14 protein-coding genes are annotated in these 16108 nt (G+C 49.5%); all 14 read right to left on the bottom strand.

Translation table 11 applies throughout. The annotated features are described in order from the left end of the window. Positions 1–6: 6 nt before the first annotated feature. The 14 genes from NST99_RS20280 to NST99_RS20345 all read right to left on the bottom strand — a co-directional run bounded on the left by NST99_RS20280 (position 7) and on the right by NST99_RS20345 (position 16046). On the bottom strand, positions 7–3837 hold the full coding sequence (locus NST99_RS20280; RefSeq protein WP_341094022.1) for a hypothetical protein: 3831 nt from the start codon (positions 3835–3837) through the stop codon (positions 7–9). Positions 3838–3849: 12 nt separating this feature from the next. Beyond that, on the bottom strand, positions 3850–4146 hold the full coding sequence (locus NST99_RS20285) for a hypothetical protein (protein WP_341094023.1): 297 nt from the start codon (positions 4144–4146) through the stop codon (positions 3850–3852). Beyond that, the gene (locus NST99_RS20290; protein ID WP_341094024.1) at positions 4146–4967 is read right to left on the bottom strand and encodes a hypothetical protein; all 822 of its coding nucleotides are present in this window, start codon (positions 4965–4967) and stop codon (positions 4146–4148) included. The genes NST99_RS20285 and NST99_RS20290 overlap by 1 nt, the downstream gene beginning before the upstream one ends. After that, a complete protein-coding gene (locus NST99_RS20295; protein WP_341094025.1) occupies positions 4964–5794 on the bottom strand; it encodes a baseplate J/gp47 family protein in 831 nt (276 codons plus the stop codon). Before NST99_RS20295 ends, NST99_RS20290 begins: the two co-directional genes overlap by 4 nt. After that, entirely contained in the window at positions 5791–6231 is a 441-nt protein-coding gene (locus tag NST99_RS20300) for a DUF2634 domain-containing protein (protein ID WP_341094026.1), read from the bottom strand. Before NST99_RS20300 ends, NST99_RS20295 begins: the two co-directional genes overlap by 4 nt. Continuing rightward, positions 6221–6562 carry a hypothetical protein gene (locus tag NST99_RS20305; protein ID WP_341094027.1) on the bottom strand — a complete coding sequence of 114 codons (342 nt, stop codon included), beginning with the start codon at positions 6560–6562 and terminating at the stop codon, positions 6221–6223. Before NST99_RS20305 ends, NST99_RS20300 begins: the two co-directional genes overlap by 11 nt. Before the next feature lie 2 nt (positions 6563–6564). After that, the gene (locus NST99_RS20310) at positions 6565–7545 is read right to left on the bottom strand and encodes an XkdQ/YqbQ family protein (RefSeq protein WP_341094028.1); all 981 of its coding nucleotides are present in this window, start codon (positions 7543–7545) and stop codon (positions 6565–6567) included. Position 7546: 1 nt separating this feature from the next. Next, positions 7547–8185, bottom strand: a complete 639-nt coding sequence (locus NST99_RS20315; protein ID WP_341094029.1) for a hypothetical protein — start codon at positions 8183–8185, stop codon at positions 7547–7549. Positions 8186–8188: 3 nt separating this feature from the next. Further along, positions 8189–12124 carry a hypothetical protein gene (locus NST99_RS20320; protein ID WP_341094030.1) on the bottom strand — a complete coding sequence of 1312 codons (3936 nt, stop codon included), beginning with the start codon at positions 12122–12124 and terminating at the stop codon, positions 8189–8191. 446 nt (positions 12125–12570) lie between these two features. Beyond that, complete coding sequence (locus NST99_RS20325; protein ID WP_341094031.1) at positions 12571–12981, bottom strand: hypothetical protein; 411 nt, start codon at positions 12979–12981, stop codon at positions 12571–12573. Positions 12982–13040: 59 nt separating this feature from the next. Then, entirely contained in the window at positions 13041–13484 is a 444-nt protein-coding gene (locus NST99_RS20330) for a phage tail tube protein (protein ID WP_341094032.1), read from the bottom strand. Between the two features lie 3 nt (positions 13485–13487). After that, positions 13488–14840, bottom strand: coding sequence for a phage tail sheath subtilisin-like domain-containing protein (locus NST99_RS20335; RefSeq protein WP_341094034.1), 1353 nt, complete (start codon positions 14838–14840; stop codon positions 13488–13490). Then, on the bottom strand, positions 14821–15066 hold the full coding sequence (locus tag NST99_RS20340) for a hypothetical protein (protein ID WP_341094035.1): 246 nt from the start codon (positions 15064–15066) through the stop codon (positions 14821–14823). The genes NST99_RS20335 and NST99_RS20340 overlap by 20 nt, the downstream gene beginning before the upstream one ends. Positions 15067–15146: 80 nt before the next feature. Further along, positions 15147–16046 (bottom strand): dihydrodipicolinate synthase family protein, encoded by a 900-nt coding sequence (locus NST99_RS20345; RefSeq protein WP_341094036.1) that lies wholly within the window; start codon positions 16044–16046, stop codon positions 15147–15149. Positions 16047–16108 lie beyond the last annotated feature (62 nt).

Consider the following 16108-nt stretch of genomic DNA (forward strand, 5'->3'; position numbering starts at 1 on the left):
TCCTCCTTAAAGTTTAATTAATGGGCGACCAGGTAAGCGATAATATACATATGTCGCACCGCCGCCCAGCCCAGGTAATGCTTTTCGGCTTCTGCGGTTCACCTGCAGACGAATAAGCAGTTCACCATTATAAGTCACTAATGATTGTGTACAAAAAAAGAATTCGGCTATTTGTTTACACCATTCTGGCAGATCATCGGTATACCAGGCTGTAGATAATTTGGCGACGTTAGGGGAGTCTGCGTAAGTATAGCGCACCACACTAGCGACGTAGTTATCTGTATAATTACTAGTCAGCATAAGGCTCTGCGGGTCCACTTTATAATTAAGATCATCCCCTGGACCCACTAAACGGGCAATAGCATTACTGTAGCTGTTTAAATCACCATAGGCCTTATTTGTTCCGGCTACTGAAACGATGCCTTGCATGCTCAGTAATACATCTGCGGTACCGGATAAGGGTGCAGTGATTGTAGTAGCCATATCTTGCATCGGTAGGTAATCCCCATATACGACAATACCGTTATCTTCGTCATTCCCTGCAAAAAGACTTTCGACTTCCCGGGTCGTTCTACGGATATATAAGATGCTGCCTAATCCATCGTCCCGGCGGGAATTTTCCGGCACAAGCGAAATGTATCCCGCTTTGCTTGTTAATGTGATTTCTACGGATATCGAATCTACAAAAAGGCTTGATGCCTTCGCGCCATCGGAAGCACCCGCGAATACAAGATAATGCACGAACCCCGCCGCGTCGATGACATTACTTAATGTTGCAATAGTCAGCGGATTGATAATGCCGTATGGATGGCTAACAAAATCGCTCCAAGCACCCCCTACACGGGCGGAAATACTAACATAGTTGCCTACGGGTTCTGCTCCGTATGCGTGAGCATTAAATGTAATTCTTGCAATATTGGCAGCTAACCAGGATACTTTTTCGGTTACAGTATAAGCTCCTGGAATCTTCCCATATTTGTCTTCGAACATGCGGATTATGTCAAAAGAAAATAAATTTTGAGCAAAATTTCCCGGTCCGGTTACGGTCGTAACTTTCAAAGAAGCATCTTTGCTCTTTATGGCATCGTAATCGGCCTGGGACAGTTCTGCCCCTGGAGCGCTTGGCGTGGCTAAAGTCGTCCCCCCTACGTGGTAGGCTCTGTTCGGGTTAGCAGCGGTGCTTCCAGCAATCTTACCGACAAAGTCGTCGGTTATTGCTACCGCACTAGGAACCAGTTTCTTTCCGTTCGCTTCTCCAGCTAATACAGATGTGTATACCTGATGCAATCCCCCCTGACCTACCGGCATATTAAGGCTGTACTCAATAATAATATCCTGAGCAATCAGGCCGCCTGGTAGGGTTCCCATGGTTAATTCCGCTTCATTTGTTCCAAGGCCCGTCCAGGTCCCGGGTACGGTTATAGAAGTGCCGGAAATAACGACCCGGACTAAAGGACTTGAAGTGCTGGCAGTCGTTTCCACTAAATAGTATTGATTCATATGATTTAACGTAAGTGAAGTGCTGAAGGTCACCGTCTTAGCTGTAGCGTCTATGCCCGTAATACTCATAGAATCGCCTACAGCATTTACAGTTGCGTCCCATATACGACAAGTGTCCGATACTGCCACTTTGCTCACATCATTCACTGGCCAAGTAAGGCCAATGCCCCCGCCTATACTATTTATTTTTGTCAGTGCCGTGTCTGAGTCAATAACCCCGCCAATAATCTCCCCAGCAAGGCCTCGCACTTTGATTTTATCGCCCGCTTCCCAGGCTGCAGCATTTACGCCGGTTCCCTTCGTAACAGTGATCCCGCGCTCCTGTGTTTGGTTCTGCACTCTAGCGACTGCGTAGGTTTTTTGTGCCGTCGGGGCGTCGCTATTGATCCGGCGCTGGGAGGTTAGCGCTGGCGTAATATCCGCATAGCCCAGGATAAAGTCAGCGGGCAACGTGGCGAAGACCGTACCCCGGTCTACATTTGAAATAGAAAAATCGGAAACTGAACCACCTTGCCAGTCAAAATATGTGTTGGGAGTTTGCCAAATATACCCTTTACCCAGTGTTAATTTTGTGGCTGGGGTGGTCATTGAAACAGTAGCGTTTTCAGCGACTTTTACTCCATTTACATAAATTCGAGTAATACCAGCACTGCGAGTAATTCTTATAAATAAGGAACGTCCATGAATTGCTTTCACATAAGAATAGCCTACAGATGATGTCCAGCCCGCAGAACTAGCCGTTAAAAAAACAATTGCCCTGTCTGTGTTTGCCAATTCTTCCCTTACTACAATGGTAGCCTGTGCCGTACCGTTAGAATCCAATAAGGCCAATAACTGCCGAGTCCCTCCGTTGGCAATGACCTTCGGTATATTTTCGTCTTCCAGAATAAAGTCGATAGTAAAGGTATCTTGTATTGGTGATGATAGATTGAGGCTGTTACTTGGGATTGTATTAGGAAACCGCATGCTACTGCCGGAAAGTGAAGGTAAATATGTTCCTGTAATTCCAGTAGGGCCGCCGACCTCTGCAATACTTGTACCGTCAAAACTAGCGTAAAATACATGATTTGCGTCCAGCGGTGTTTTCCGTACACCGACGTAGGTTTTCCTCATTGCCGTGGGTCTTTCCACTTGGGAAGCACCGCGAAGAATTTGGTCCGTACCGTCGATCAGCAGCTGCTCATAAGAGGGGGCAACCAGGTATGTCTTGTGCCGCAAGTCGGTAATGTCCCGGGCGGCTATGATGTTGGCATACAAACCGTCAGGTCTGTTTGCCGTGCTTAGGGCTTGAACTGAATCCAAGCCCCCACTTGTTGATGTTCCCGTGTTTTTAATTGTAATTTTGTTACCGCCGTCCTTACTAATGACCGTTACGTTATAGTTAGCGTCGTAGTAAAACAAATCACCGGTAAGAATTCGCGCATAGTCTACAGTGTTTAAGGTAAGTTGGCCAGTAGCTCCCGGTGCTATTGGCGAAGCCAGCGCCGACGATACGACAAAAAACTCCCGTGCCCCGTTCGGGTTTTTAACGCTATAGCCCCCCGAATTCCGACGGTTGATTTTGAGTAACGGAATCGCGTAAACAAATCCGTCATAGGTATTTAATAAAGCTTTAGAGGTGTGGGACCCATCGCCTGCAATGTAAAGTCCTTTATCTTCCACGGCTGTAGGCAATGCTCCATTACTAAAGGGTTTAGCAAAGTAAGTCCGATACCACGACTGATCCGGTGTACCTGTTAACCCAGGCAGAGGATTGGGTTTGCCGCCCTGCGCCGTTACTTTGGTTTTATCCCAGCTTGTGCCGTCTGCCCGCATCCCTTCTGGATTGACATTAAAATCAATGTCAGTCACAACCCTGAATCTAGTCTTCCATTCCTGTGTATCCGAATCGCGCCAAGCTTCCAAAAATACCAGATCGTCGCGTGTGCCTTCGGTTGGGGGTGCCGGAAGGTCAATACGATGCGCACTAGACAAAACACCTGTTACGCCGCCCTCTGCTGTCGGTGCTTTGATATCAAGCACATTCCCCAGAATTAGAAACTTACTATTAGGAGTATACGCCAGAATGTTCTGCCCCTGCACCATCCATGCGGCTCCCGGGACCTGAACCTCGCCTAGTACATATTGCGAAGTAAATACCCCACGGATTCCTGGCATGTCTAACACGCCGCTGTGTGCTGCAGCTGCAGCCAGGACGCCCGCGTCATTGGCCGATGCGTTCGCTATACCTTCTTCAATGTGCAGCAGGTTCTTCGCATTCAGCGGTGTACCCTGCTGGACAACGGCCCCGCTGCTGTCTACGATATGATCCTTCCAGGCTGTCTTCGTGTAGCCCATTAGTCAGTCCCCCTATACTCTTGTGAGTGTGTATTTAAATGTCACCAGCAACCCATTAAGCGCTGGCTTTACAATGCTGTCTGGCTGGTCATCCCAGACTTCGCCGTCTTTGTCGATCACCTGAAATTTTGTAATCGTACCGGCGACTGTTTCGGCCAAATAAAACTGCAGCGTGATTACGTCCCCGGTTAAAGTCAGCGAATGAATAGGCATTTGGGTAACCGCATTGCCTATCGTGTACGTTCCATATGCGATCATGTCCCGGAACCAGGCTTTTGTCTTGTTATGAGCGCTTATCGTTAGTGCCATTAAGTTTCCTCCGTTCCCGCGTTGATTGTGCCGGTTAGCTTGTAGGTAGCCTGCAACTGCTTGCTGTAGGCTGCGGTCATTGTTGCCCCACCAGAGTAATTGATTGCCTGATTAACCGGGATTATAGTCACCGGTGCTTCCAGTCCTCCAGCGTAAAGTGCACCTGTGACCGGGAAGGCTGCCTGCAGGACCCGTTCGAAGGTCTGCGCGATGCGCTCCCCGCTTGCGTATACTGGCGGCGTCGGAAGGTTGACCACCTTCGGACCGTCATAAGGAATGCCGCAGTAAAGTGTCTCGCTGGCGAATGACTGGAAGGGATAGTTGAGAACCGAATACTGCTCAGCTATCTTTATACCACTATTCCAGTCCGGCTCCTTGAGACTCACCGTCATATATCGAACATGAACGGGCCGAATATATTCAAAATTACGTTTTAACGCTTCCTGATCGATGGGTTCTTCTGTTGAAAACTGGAATTCGATCTCCTTGTTATTTATATCTTCAATGATATCCACCAATTTGCCATATTGACTCCCCAGATCACGTAAGACAGGAATCCGGAAAGGAGTATTTCCCCATCGTTTCTGGCGAATTCCTTCTCTTCTAGAACTCTCAGACCCATTCATTTTTCTTCTAAAATATATCCACTCCCATACCCATAAGGACCAAGTCGCCCGCGGCAGAAGGAACTGGTTACCAAGATCATCAATGGTCCGCTCCCGGTCTATCATCTCCTGTTCCAAAACAGAAAAGTGCCGGTCAACGATATCGATCTCATACCAATATGGCGGCAACATGCCCCGGTAGCGCTCTGGAATCACGAAAAAACCACCTCAACACGCGGAATGGAGGAAGGCGTCATTTCGACATCTTCCTCCATTCCGTTCAAAGTATAGTTTTCGTAATCCTCCACTCCATTTACAAGCAGCAACGAACCTACATAATTGTAAGCCAGTTTTGTTCGCTCCCTTGCGTATGCTAAAATCCGTTGCTGAATTGATGTGGCCATTTCATTCAGGTCTGCACCTTCAGAGGTTATTAAATGTGCTGACACCACTACGACAAAGACCGGCGCAGGATGCACCCCCAAGTCATGGCCGGCGATCCGCCGTTCCTCCCACATCCACGACTTGACGGTGTCTGCAAATGCTTCGGTGATTGGCTGCCCCTCCAGGTCCGTAAGATAGAGGTCAATGGAATTATCGTGCCGTTCTTTCTCACGGGCAATAGCCCCACCGACCCCGGCCATTTCCAATGCCCAAGTTTCATAATCCTTCCGCCGTCCGCTGCCCACTTCCGTCACAGCTCGCTCCAACATCCGGAGGCGCAATGTGTCGTCGTCTTCCCCTTCTTTTCTCGTCACCCCCGCTGCCCAACCATGGCCGTCCAAGAATTCCCCATCCGCCCAGATGGGAAAGGCCTGAAGGAAACCATATGTCCATAGCACCTGCTGCTCCGCAATCTCGATGGCCAGCGGATACCATAGATCGTAAAAATACTCACCTTCATCCGTTGGCGGCGGTGGTAGTCCCCGCTCAATAGCCAGTGCAATTGCCCGATTGACCCACCGCCGATATATATCCTCCGGGGTTTCCTCCAGGATCGCCATGCTTGGGAGCGCCGGCAAGTCTGTTAATTTAATAGTCATACGCCAATAACCTCCTCCAGTTCAGCATTGCCAGCAACGCCTATTAAAGAAATGCTTAGGTGCATCTCATGACCAGCTCGTTCCATTGACTTCACTTCAGCCCGTTGAATTTCGACGTGGGCCATCAATGCCTCTTCTATGTCCCGCTTAATCTCTACATCTTCCCAACCGGACCACTCGGACCGTTCGACGCCAACTTCCTCATCGTATAAAACATACCGAAAACGCTCAGTGTTCAATATCTTCAGGGCAGTCTGGACCAGGAACTCTGGATAGCTGCTAGTCTTTTTGGGGTAGCCAGCATCATCAAACACAGCGCGCCGATTACGGTAATCAATCATATAAGTCCATTTGTTGGCCGAGACGACCGATTCCATGAGCTCGACCTCGCCAAGGTCCGCAAGGTCCAGACCAGGAAACAAACTATCATCCGCCATTGCCGCCTACATCCTTTCCATGTACGTAATAACGCTGTCCGGTTAATCGGGAGACAATGAGCCGGTCACCCGCCTGCAGGGGACTGGGGAGAACCAGAATGCCCGTAAGCGTAGAGACCGCTGGCTGCTTGACCTCAAATACTGTATCGATGCGGCGCTCCTGCAGATACTCTGCAAAGACCAGCTTATCTGCGGTGTAAGCCTCCTGATCACCGTCAACTTGAATCGCCGGGCTCCCCGGCCAACTCAGCAGCGTAGCCCTCTCTGTATCCCGGGCATCGATATGACCGGCTGTCTTCTCCCGCAGCAGTTTAAGCGCGTCATTAAGCAATGCTATTCTCTCCTCTCCAGTTCAAGTTTTACGGTATACATGCCGTTCTTAAAGCTGGACTCCGCAGACTCTACAATCCATTTGGATGTATGATCCGTCTTAATGAGCACCATCCACCCGGCACGCAGCCCTGCAAGTGTATGGTCCTCATGTCTGACCGTTATTTTCTTGATCTGCTTAGCCTGCGACAAAGCCTTAAGGCGCTGTGTGGCGATAATGGCCGGGTCTTCCTCTTCCTCTACCTCAATGATTTCCTCCATCCGGCCCATAGCCTGCACGGCGCCGGATGCTGTTTTGGTTACAGATGAGGCGAGCTTGTCATCCTTGTACTTTTGAGCTGTGACCACTGTATAGGTCTCCTCGATGCTGTAACCAGCGGTGCTTGCTTCCATCTGTTCCGGGATAAATACAGGAACAAGAGTATTCGTCCCCTCTCTTACGACCTGTAAGTAAAAACTCTGATCCGTCCGGATTACATCGACATGGTACCGGTAGCCGGATCGCTCATACGCTTTTTGCAGTACATCCAGTATGACCTCACTATGAAACATGGTTCCATATCTTTCATCCAGGTTAAAGCCGAAGGCAGGACAGCGGAAATCAATCCCCGTGGATTTAACATATCGTTGCAGTTCTGCTCCTGCCTCCCCCTTTAGATAAGGACGAGCGCCTTTATTCTTAGCCAAATACCAACCAATTTCTCGGGCGTCGATCTCCCATTCATCTGTAAATTCATTTTGCTCAAATTTGAGAATCGGACCATGAAAAAACTGATTTTTACCGTGCAGCAACGCTGCTCCTTTTAACTGCTGTGAAAAGCACATTAATGTCCCTGCAGCTTTAAGATCAGTAGCATCTCGCAAGCGCACGGTCATACTGCGGGCGATCTCATCCCGCGAGGAAGACCAAGACAACTCTGTGATTGCATCAGTCAGCAAAAATCGACTGTTCTCCTTGCCGTATAAAACGGCGAAATTGTCCAAGTTATTTCCCTCCCTTTACGCTGGAGGTCTTATCCAAAATACGCTCCTTTTGAGTCAGGTAATCGAAATTGCCTTTGGCATTATCTGCCGCTGCTTTCTTCTCAGCCTTCTTCTGCTTCTCGCTCTTCTTTTTTTTATTCTTCTTGTCCGTCTTCCCGGTTGTGTTTGGGCGACTTTTGGATGATTTGGTGATGATCACGCCAGGCTTCAGGAGCTGCTTTGCGTTTGAGTATGATACGATTTTTACCGGATCGTACTCCACAAAATTAAAATTGATATGCAAATTAGCCTGGCCATCTTTATAAGTAGCCTCAAAACTCTCAAACCACATGGTTTGCGAGAACAGTGACTCGAAGTTGATCACAACCTGCTTGGCCTTCCATTGCTCCATCAGCTTCCACGCCTGCTCCGGAGATTGGTAGGCCACCGTCTCTTTGCCAGTTTCCCAGAGTTCCTCCCATGACCGGGGGAAGATCACGGAAAAAGAGACTCGCTTCAGCTTAGAAGTGAGTCTCTTACTTGTCTTTTCTCGCCCTGTGATTACAACAAACGTTTCAACTTCATTGCTGCTTGTGATCTGTATCTCCGCCGGCGTAATGGGGAAGGTGAATCGATTTTTGTCGCGGATCATGGTTAACATGCCTTACCCTCCACTTTCCAAAGCTTTATAAAACTCTTCGCCAAAAATCTTCCGGAACAACGCTCGACCCTGCGAGCTGTTCAGCATTTTCGCAAATTCAGCAAAGTTCGTTATTCCTTTGGCCAGTTCGCCAAAGTCGATGTTGATATTCTCAATGATGACATCCCGCATCGATGCAGGGGCTTGTGCCAGCGTCTTGGCCACTGGAATGCTGGAAGAGGACTTCATTCCTACTGCACCACCGTTTGCATAAGGACGGGCACCCAGCAGTTCACCTGCTTGTTTCCATAGGTCAAGCCCTCGCCCCCGTTTACCAGCGGACAAAGGAATAATCATTTCTGGACCGGCTTCGCCGACCAGACCGAGATGAGGGTCACTGATTAGGCCCCCAAACGCATATTTCTTCTTTTTCCGCTTCTTTCTGCGGCCAAAGAAACCGGAAATCCCATCGAAAAGTTTGGTTGCCAGCTTCTCACCACCGATCGTCCCCAACAGACCGCCAATCGCACCACCAACAGCTGTGCCGACACCAGGCATGAGGAAAGTGCCTAACAGTGCTCCAGTTGCAGCTCCGCCGGCGATCCCTCCTCCAATTCCACCGGCTACTTTGGCTGCCTGCCGTCCTCGTTTACCTTTGCCAGCAAAGAGGATATCCCAACCGTCCATAGCGTAACCAACCGGACGAACCACTTTGCTGAGAAGTTTTGTCCCCCTGGCAAAGGTCTTCATCTTAGCGGCTTGCCTACGCAGTTGATGTCCGGTTGCCCTGATTTTATACGCATCTGTGAGGTTACTGGCTTTGCTCATAGCCCTAGTGTAACGTTTCAGGCCTTGCTTCTTCACCATTTCAAGAGATCCATGGATGCCTTCAGCATAACCGGCTCCGTAGCCAATACGGTCATTGTTATCATCGATATAAGCCTTAGCTTGGTACGCATGAGTCCGCAGAGGCTGTGCGCCAACAATGCCACCATTGGCATAAGCGCGGACACCAAGCATTTGCCCTGCCCGTTCCCACAATTCCACGCCACGTTTGCGGCGACCGCCAGAGAGCGGAATGATAGCTTCCGGCCCCGCCTCACCGACCAACCCGATATGAGGCCGAGTAATAATATCGCCGTTAGCGTAAGCTGCTCCGCCGGAGGAGGTATGGGGTTTGTTTCCGGATGTCGGCGCTGCTCCCGAGGTAATTAATTGTTTGAACGCTTTACCGATTTCAGATACCACGGCCGTCACCGCAGGGTATTTACTCCGCATTCCGGCAGCAATCCGCGTAACAAAATTGCTCCCCCAGCTCTCGGCCTGGCTCGTGACGGTCTGGATGGAAAGCAAGTGCTGCTTTGTCTCGTCTGTAGCCGTTTTTACAGCGGCCCCGACACCGAACATGCTCGAACCCGCTGCACCAGCACCCTGGACAATTCCGGCGGTGCTGTTCTTCGTAGTTACACCTAGCTGCTGAGTCTGTCCAGTTGTTATCTGTGCAGCTGCTCCAACGGCCTGCACATTTTGCTGAGCCTTGCCTGATTCCGTGCTTTTCCATGCGCCAACAAAGGTATTCTTAATCTTATCGACAGTCCCCTTCACACCGCTCTCGTTAACGGCGCTGGTCAATGCAGTCTTTAATCCATCCTTGGCCACATTGGCTCGGAATACGTTGAAGGTCTCCTGCAGCTGCTTTTCACGCTCGGGCGTTAAGTTGCCAAAGGTGACCTTGGATTCAGGCGGAGGTTTAACCTCGGGCTTTTTCTCTTCTTTTTTCTTGGTGATGCCGAGCCAACCACCTATTGAAGCTGCCGCATCCTTAATGCCGCCAGCAGCCGAAACCACCCCATCTACGACAGACTTAGTGATTCCGCTAGAATCAGCTAGAGAACCCAATTTGTCGCCAACCCAACCGCCCGCTGTTGCTCCCAATACGGTTCCAAGCGGACCGGCGATAGTACCAACTATTCCTCCGACTACCCCTCCAGCCATACCACCTACCCTAGAGCCGCCTGTCGAGGAAAGTTCTGCCCTCAAGCCGTCTTCCTTTGAAGCTTGGTATAGATCATATCCGGTAAGGCCAATTCCAGCCACCGTCCCGAGTATCCCGGCAGCTTTAAGAGCCTTCTTCCCACCTTTAAACAATCCCCTGATTCCCCTGCCGCCCGGTGCATCTGGAATAACATCTGGGATCGGTGAGCCAGTCGGGAGCCTATTAGTGTTCCGGTAGGTTACACGACCAGTCCGCCGTTGTCCCACATCTGGAGTATCGATGTCAGGCATGTCCGGTGTGCTCGTCCTACGACGTGCAGAGAGAGAGCCATTCGAGTTACGGCCACTTCGGGTATTTGCACCACCGCTCCCAGATCGACCGCGTCGCCCTCGTCTCTGACCACCTCTGTTATTTCTCCCACCGCGATTTTGCCCACCAAGCCCTCCAGCCTCGTTGAGATAGACCACACTTGCATTTACAGTCATGGATGATAAGGAGCTCAGCCCGCCAATTCCTCCGTTGCTGCCACTACCTCTACGCCCTCGATTAAGCGTGAAGCGGCGACTTGTAGGGCCGCCTACTTCTTCGGATGGAGCAGAAGTAGGTGGAACACCTGCATTTCCCCAACTTAACCAACTCCGGACTTTACTAGCTCCAGCAACCGTTTTTTCTTTTAACCCTTTTCCGAGTTTTGCTACTTTAAAAGCAGCGATGCTACCTCCAATAAGTAACAACCCATTGTTAATTGTGTTGAAATTGTCATTGTAAAAGCTTGTCATTTTGCTGACCATGCCAACAATTTTTGAACCAAGTTCTTGAATATTATCTTTATTTTCTGTGAGAAGGGTATTAAATTCTTGAAGCACCGGAAGTACAGCCGTTGATAAATTCGCACCCAGTTCCTGCATTTGCTGATCGATCTGCGCACGGGTCTGGATAATATCTTGCATCGGATTTGCGGCCTGTTGAGCTTGAACCATTCTTTCCGTTGTTCCTGCAATCTCTGCAGGAGCCGGCTGAAATGGCACTTGGAAAGTCTTAAGCACAGCAAGTCCGTTGTCCTCTGCAGTAGCCGAGCCAAGCGAAACCAACGAAGCTTTCAGTTGACTCTGCGTTTGACTAGCCAAATCACCAACTAGGGCCATCAAAGCACCCTTTGCACGCTGCTCATCGCCGGAATTGATATCACCAGTGAAGGAAGCTGCTTGCTTCGCTGCATCAATCTTCCCAGCACCGCGAAGAGTAAAATATTTCTCCATGTCGCCAGCGTCGAGAGCCTTCACACCAAAAGTTTCCTTGATAAAATCGGCTGGCTTGTCAAAATTGAAGGCTCCTTCCTTCACACTCTGGGTCAAGAAGTTGGCCATCTGACCCGAGTTTGCGCCAGTGTTCTTAAAATATCCGGAATACTCCCAAAATGTATCGAAGAGATCTTTCTGTGGATCACCTACTTTGCTATAGGCGTACGCCATGCTGTCTGCAACAGAAGCATAGGATTCTTTGAAGGTATTCGCAGATTGCGAGAGCCCTCTCCCAATTTCCTCAATACTTGCATCTGGAATAAGAAATTGAAGTTGCACAGCAGATGAAAGCATATCGCCCGCCTTCGATTTATCGCGAACCATTGGGGATAAATCTCCCAGCATTCCAGCTGCTTGGGCTTGCGAAGCCACAAGGCCTTTGGCATGCAACTCATTACCTACTTGAAGAGCATTGAGCCGGTCCTTTTCAGGTAAGACCGTTGCACTGCGGGCAGCTTCGGAATAGTAGTCCATCACGTTTCCGAATAAGGCGTCTTTGATACCGCCGCCAATGAGAATCGCTCCAGCTGTTGCTGCCAAAGTTGTTAACTTTGAGGAAATCCCGTCTATAACCGGACTGACTCCATCTTGCGCTTGTATATGCACCCGAGAATCACTCAATCCGCGAATTTCTGAGTCTGCGCGAGATGCGGAGCGACGCAATTCATCCGCTCCCGAACGAGCACGCCGGAAAATATCATCTACATTGGATCGTCCTAGTCGACGTGTCTCGTCCGCAGCACCACTAATGCGACTACTTAAATCATCCGCTGCGCTCCGGGATCTCCGAAGATCCGATATCAGGTTATCCCCCATCTGCCCAGCGGCTCTCCGGAAATCAAGTAAATCATCGGTTGCTCCACGAAGTGCATTCCGCATATTCCGGACAGCGCCGGAAATAAGGTCCTTTGCCTCGAACGGGACCGTAACCTTTGTTGTAGCTGCTATAATCTTTCACCTCCATCCCGCCTATTTCTTGTTGGCCAGGCGCTTGGCTTCTTCTTCCGCGACCATGCTAGCAGCAAGACAGAAAAAATACTGCCGCTGCTTGTCTACCTCAAAAGGAAGAATTTCAGCCGGCAGCTGCTTCTGGTTTATCCAAAAGGACGCTACCCAGCTTGCTTCTCCATCTTGCTTGATGAGTTTTTTGCTTCTTTAAGCAGAGCTTCCTTCGTTTCTTGGAAATTTCGTACTGCCTTACTGAGCTCCGAATAATCAGCAGGATTATCAAATAAGCGCGGCGGAAGCTCAAACTTACTGGCGCACTTATAGGCCTTCAGCAACTCTGTATTGTTCCAATCAAATTCATGTTCGGTCGCCTTTACGATCATCACATCGATCTCATTATAAGATTCCTTCGGATCGCCATTATCTTCATACGCCAGCTCATAAGATCGACGTACCTCCATAGTAGTCAGACGGCGAACAGACCATTCTTCACCGTCCACCGAAACAGTGATGGTGTCGTCTTTACGGCCTTCTTTACCTTTAGCCAGGTACTTCTGCAATTTGTCGCTCATGTTCAATTCCTCCATATATTTTATATTGTTGTTAAATAGAAGAGGGCGGTTCCCCACCCCTAAGCCATGTAATCCGGAAACTGCTCTATAAAGTCAAAATCATTCGCTGTGCCAGACAGTGTAATGTCAATACCGTTGTTCTCGTCGATCTTGGCCACCAGAATGTCCATCTCATCGTGGATGTGGATACCGCTAATCATCACACGTTCTGTATTCCCAGTCTGACGGTCCTCGAGGGATCCGGTGATCCGTTCAAGGTACATTGTTTTGCCTGCCTTGAAATCTGCCAGCAACCGGTACCGCAGCCGGGATTCCAGTTTAGACATGACCAGTTTAACGGTGATTTCAAATCCGACGATCTGCTTTGTCTTGGACATCTTTCTCGCACGGATAATATCTAAGGTTTCCGGCTTCAGAATTACCTCTACCTCCTTGACCGTCTGGATCGGGTCCCCATTATCATCCTGAAGGGAAAGATTACGGCCAATTAGTTCGCGTTCCATGTATTAAGCCACCTCCCAGTCAATATTAAATATTTCAATCGCATCAAGCGGCTTGGCGGACAATGAGAAATACGCATAATCAATTTCGCTTTTCTTTGTCGGATGCTCAGTAAATGTAAATTCTGAGCCGATCGCCTTTTGTTCAGCGCGGATTTTAAGGTATCCAACTACGGCTGCGATAAACAAGCCGCGGCCTTCTGGATCATTATCCAGCTTAGCCTTGTTCTTCTTGCCAGCAGCGTAAATGTCGTTGAGGACCTGATCAATCGTCATAGACACTCGGATTTTTCCAAAGTCCTCTCGTTCACCGGCTCCCAGCGTGGTCAATGTGTTGACAGCCGACTCAATAATGTAATCATATCCATCACGTGTGGCCATAAGTGTGCCTTCGGAAAGACCTTTCAGAACCTCACTATGACTCCAGTCCACCTTTGCCTCGGTCATTGGCACCTTTACACCAGTAAAAGACTTATTTGCCGGTGTGCCTGCTACCAAGCCTGCGACCCATGCCGCCCATTGCAAAGAGCCGTAGGTCTTGCCATTAGTGTGTTCACCAGCTAAAGAGCAGTTAATGATATAACGGGCATTCGCCGCGCGGCTGCGCGTATTGTGAGCCTCGATGTCACCGTCTGTCGCGGCAGCCCCGGCGATAACCAACTGTGCCAGCTTGCGGGCCTTGGTCCGGCGATCCAGCAGCCATTGCTTGGCCGCTGCCTGCACAGCAGCGTCAGGGGAAGGCAGATACACGACATCAAACACCAGACCGTCAATCCGGTTAAAGATGCCACTCCAATTAGCGGCACTGATGGCTGCAGTGCCAGTAACGCCGCCAGCCAGCTTGGTATAGGCTACATCGGCCAGAGTCACGGCCCCAGTATCCTTGAAGCGGACCATATTCGATTTCTGGAGCGCCTCAGCGGCACCGGCCTTATCGGCCACCAAGAACGTTTCCGTATCAAAAATGCCCTTACTATCCCGGATAACGATCTCCTTTTTGCTGGAGTCCACCAGAGCAGCACGTACCATGTACTCGAAATCATTGCCCCGCGTCCCAGGATAACGGGCCTCGATGGTGTAGCTGTCCTCCACGGCGGCAGCGGCCGCCTTCTCGTTGCCATTGGTTACCCGGTACCCAATTACGGTCGCACCACTCTCTGCAGCCAGCTCCAATTCATCCACTTGCAGCCCTGTTTCCTTCAAGCGTTCCGCCTGATCCGTCATATCCATAGCTTTGTTCGGCTGGCCCCACTCGGCCTGATATGGCACCAGCACGCGGCCAGATACTGATAAGACACGCGACTTTGCCACCGCCTGCAGCTCCACATACGCCCCGGGTCTACTCCGTTGTATCGACATTCACTGTTTCCTCCTTTGTTGTCATACCCAAATAGGCCTCCACTCTCCGGACAACTTCCTGCTGCGAGAGCAGGGCATCATCCGCACAATCAAAAAGAGCGCCGGCGACTTCAAAGCGTTCCCGCTTCAAAACCACTGCGCTCTCAATCCATTCTTGTTTGCTTCGCTTGTTCAAATCACTCGGAACAGCATCAGTAGACTGGCGAATCTGTTTTCTTACACTCATGCTTAAGTTCTCCTCCCTTTTCTGTCCAAAAGAAAAACCGCTCTCTCCCTAAGCGGTTAATTCCTTACTATAGTTTCCCGTTAGCGTAACGGGATTTCGAGTTGCAAATCGGCAAGGATATTTCCTAATTCTTGGCGAGCAACCCCATCTAAACTTTTTAGCGGTAACGGAAGACTCGGATTCTTGATCAGCCCCTGCATTTCCGCAATTGTAGCAACGACGCGTAAACTACCGTACCTTTGAAACATCTGCCAAAGAGGGGCAAGAAAAGCAGATTGACTTTCAGCATTGATCGAATGCCCGCCCAGAGCAGCACGTGTTATACTTATGCAAATATCAGGATACAGACCACCAAGTACAGAGTACCATGCCTCGCACCCGGCATTTAAACCAACGGCCGCAAACGGATCTCCACTAGTTCCTATAGTCACATCCTTTGGTATATGAGCACGTAGTTGTTCCACTCTCTGTTTAGCAGAAACCAAATCAGGTACCCCGGGTATCTTTATGGAATGGACTTTTGGTAACCGCGCAATACGCCCATGCAAATGATCACTAAACCAGAAGTGAGTTGTACCTGGGTTATCGTACACACACAATGGTATAGAAAGAGATTTTGTTACTGTCTCATACAGTGAGTACACCTCATCATCAGTAAGTTGCTGATAGGAAACAGGCGCTAAAAGTACAGCATTCGCCCCTACCTTCTGGGCATCTTCGGCAAATTGGAGAACATCGCGTGTACGTAAAGCACTAATTCCAATCATTATTGGTATCCCCTCGGCATACTCAATTGCAAGTTGAGTAACACGCAGCCGTTCTTCCCTATTGAGATAAACATAACTACCAGTCGACCCTAAAACTCCAATCGAATCCACTTTTGCTGAGGCTAAACGTTTGAGCAATCGTATTAAAGCCATCTCATCTATTCCATTCTCATTCATTGGAGTTAGAGGAAATGCAGATAAGCCTGTAAACATAATAAATACAACCTTTCAATAGTAAAATGTCTTTAATACGAGCATAGACCTCGCACAAAAGG

The sequence above is a fragment of the Paenibacillus sp. FSL L8-0470 genome (assembly GCF_038008625.1).
Taxonomy (GTDB): domain Bacteria; phylum Bacillota; class Bacilli; order Paenibacillales; family Paenibacillaceae; genus Paenibacillus_AQ.

Coding starts and splice junctions, on each gene's coding strand:
- NST99_RS20280 (WP_341094022.1), bottom strand. CDS start 3,837: ATGGGCTACACGAAGACAGCCTGGAAGGATCATATCGTAGACAGCAGC.
- NST99_RS20285 (WP_341094023.1), bottom strand. CDS start 4,146: ATGGCACTAACGATAAGCGCTCATAACAAGACAAAAGCCTGGTTCCGG.
- NST99_RS20295 (WP_341094025.1), bottom strand. CDS start 5,794: ATGACTATTAAATTAACAGACTTGCCGGCGCTCCCAAGCATGGCGATC.
- NST99_RS20300 (WP_341094026.1), bottom strand. CDS start 6,231: ATGGCGGATGATAGTTTGTTTCCTGGTCTGGACCTTGCGGACCTTGGC.
- NST99_RS20315 (WP_341094029.1), bottom strand. CDS start 8,185: ATGTTAACCATGATCCGCGACAAAAATCGATTCACCTTCCCCATTACG.
- NST99_RS20325 (WP_341094031.1), bottom strand. CDS start 12,981: ATGAGCGACAAATTGCAGAAGTACCTGGCTAAAGGTAAAGAAGGCCGT.
- NST99_RS20330 (WP_341094032.1), bottom strand. CDS start 13,484: ATGGAACGCGAACTAATTGGCCGTAATCTTTCCCTTCAGGATGATAAT.
- NST99_RS20335 (WP_341094034.1), bottom strand. CDS start 14,840: ATGTCGATACAACGGAGTAGACCCGGGGCGTATGTGGAGCTGCAGGCG.
- NST99_RS20340 (WP_341094035.1), bottom strand. CDS start 15,066: ATGAGTGTAAGAAAACAGATTCGCCAGTCTACTGATGCTGTTCCGAGT.
- NST99_RS20345 (WP_341094036.1), bottom strand. CDS start 16,046: ATGTTTACAGGCTTATCTGCATTTCCTCTAACTCCAATGAATGAGAAT.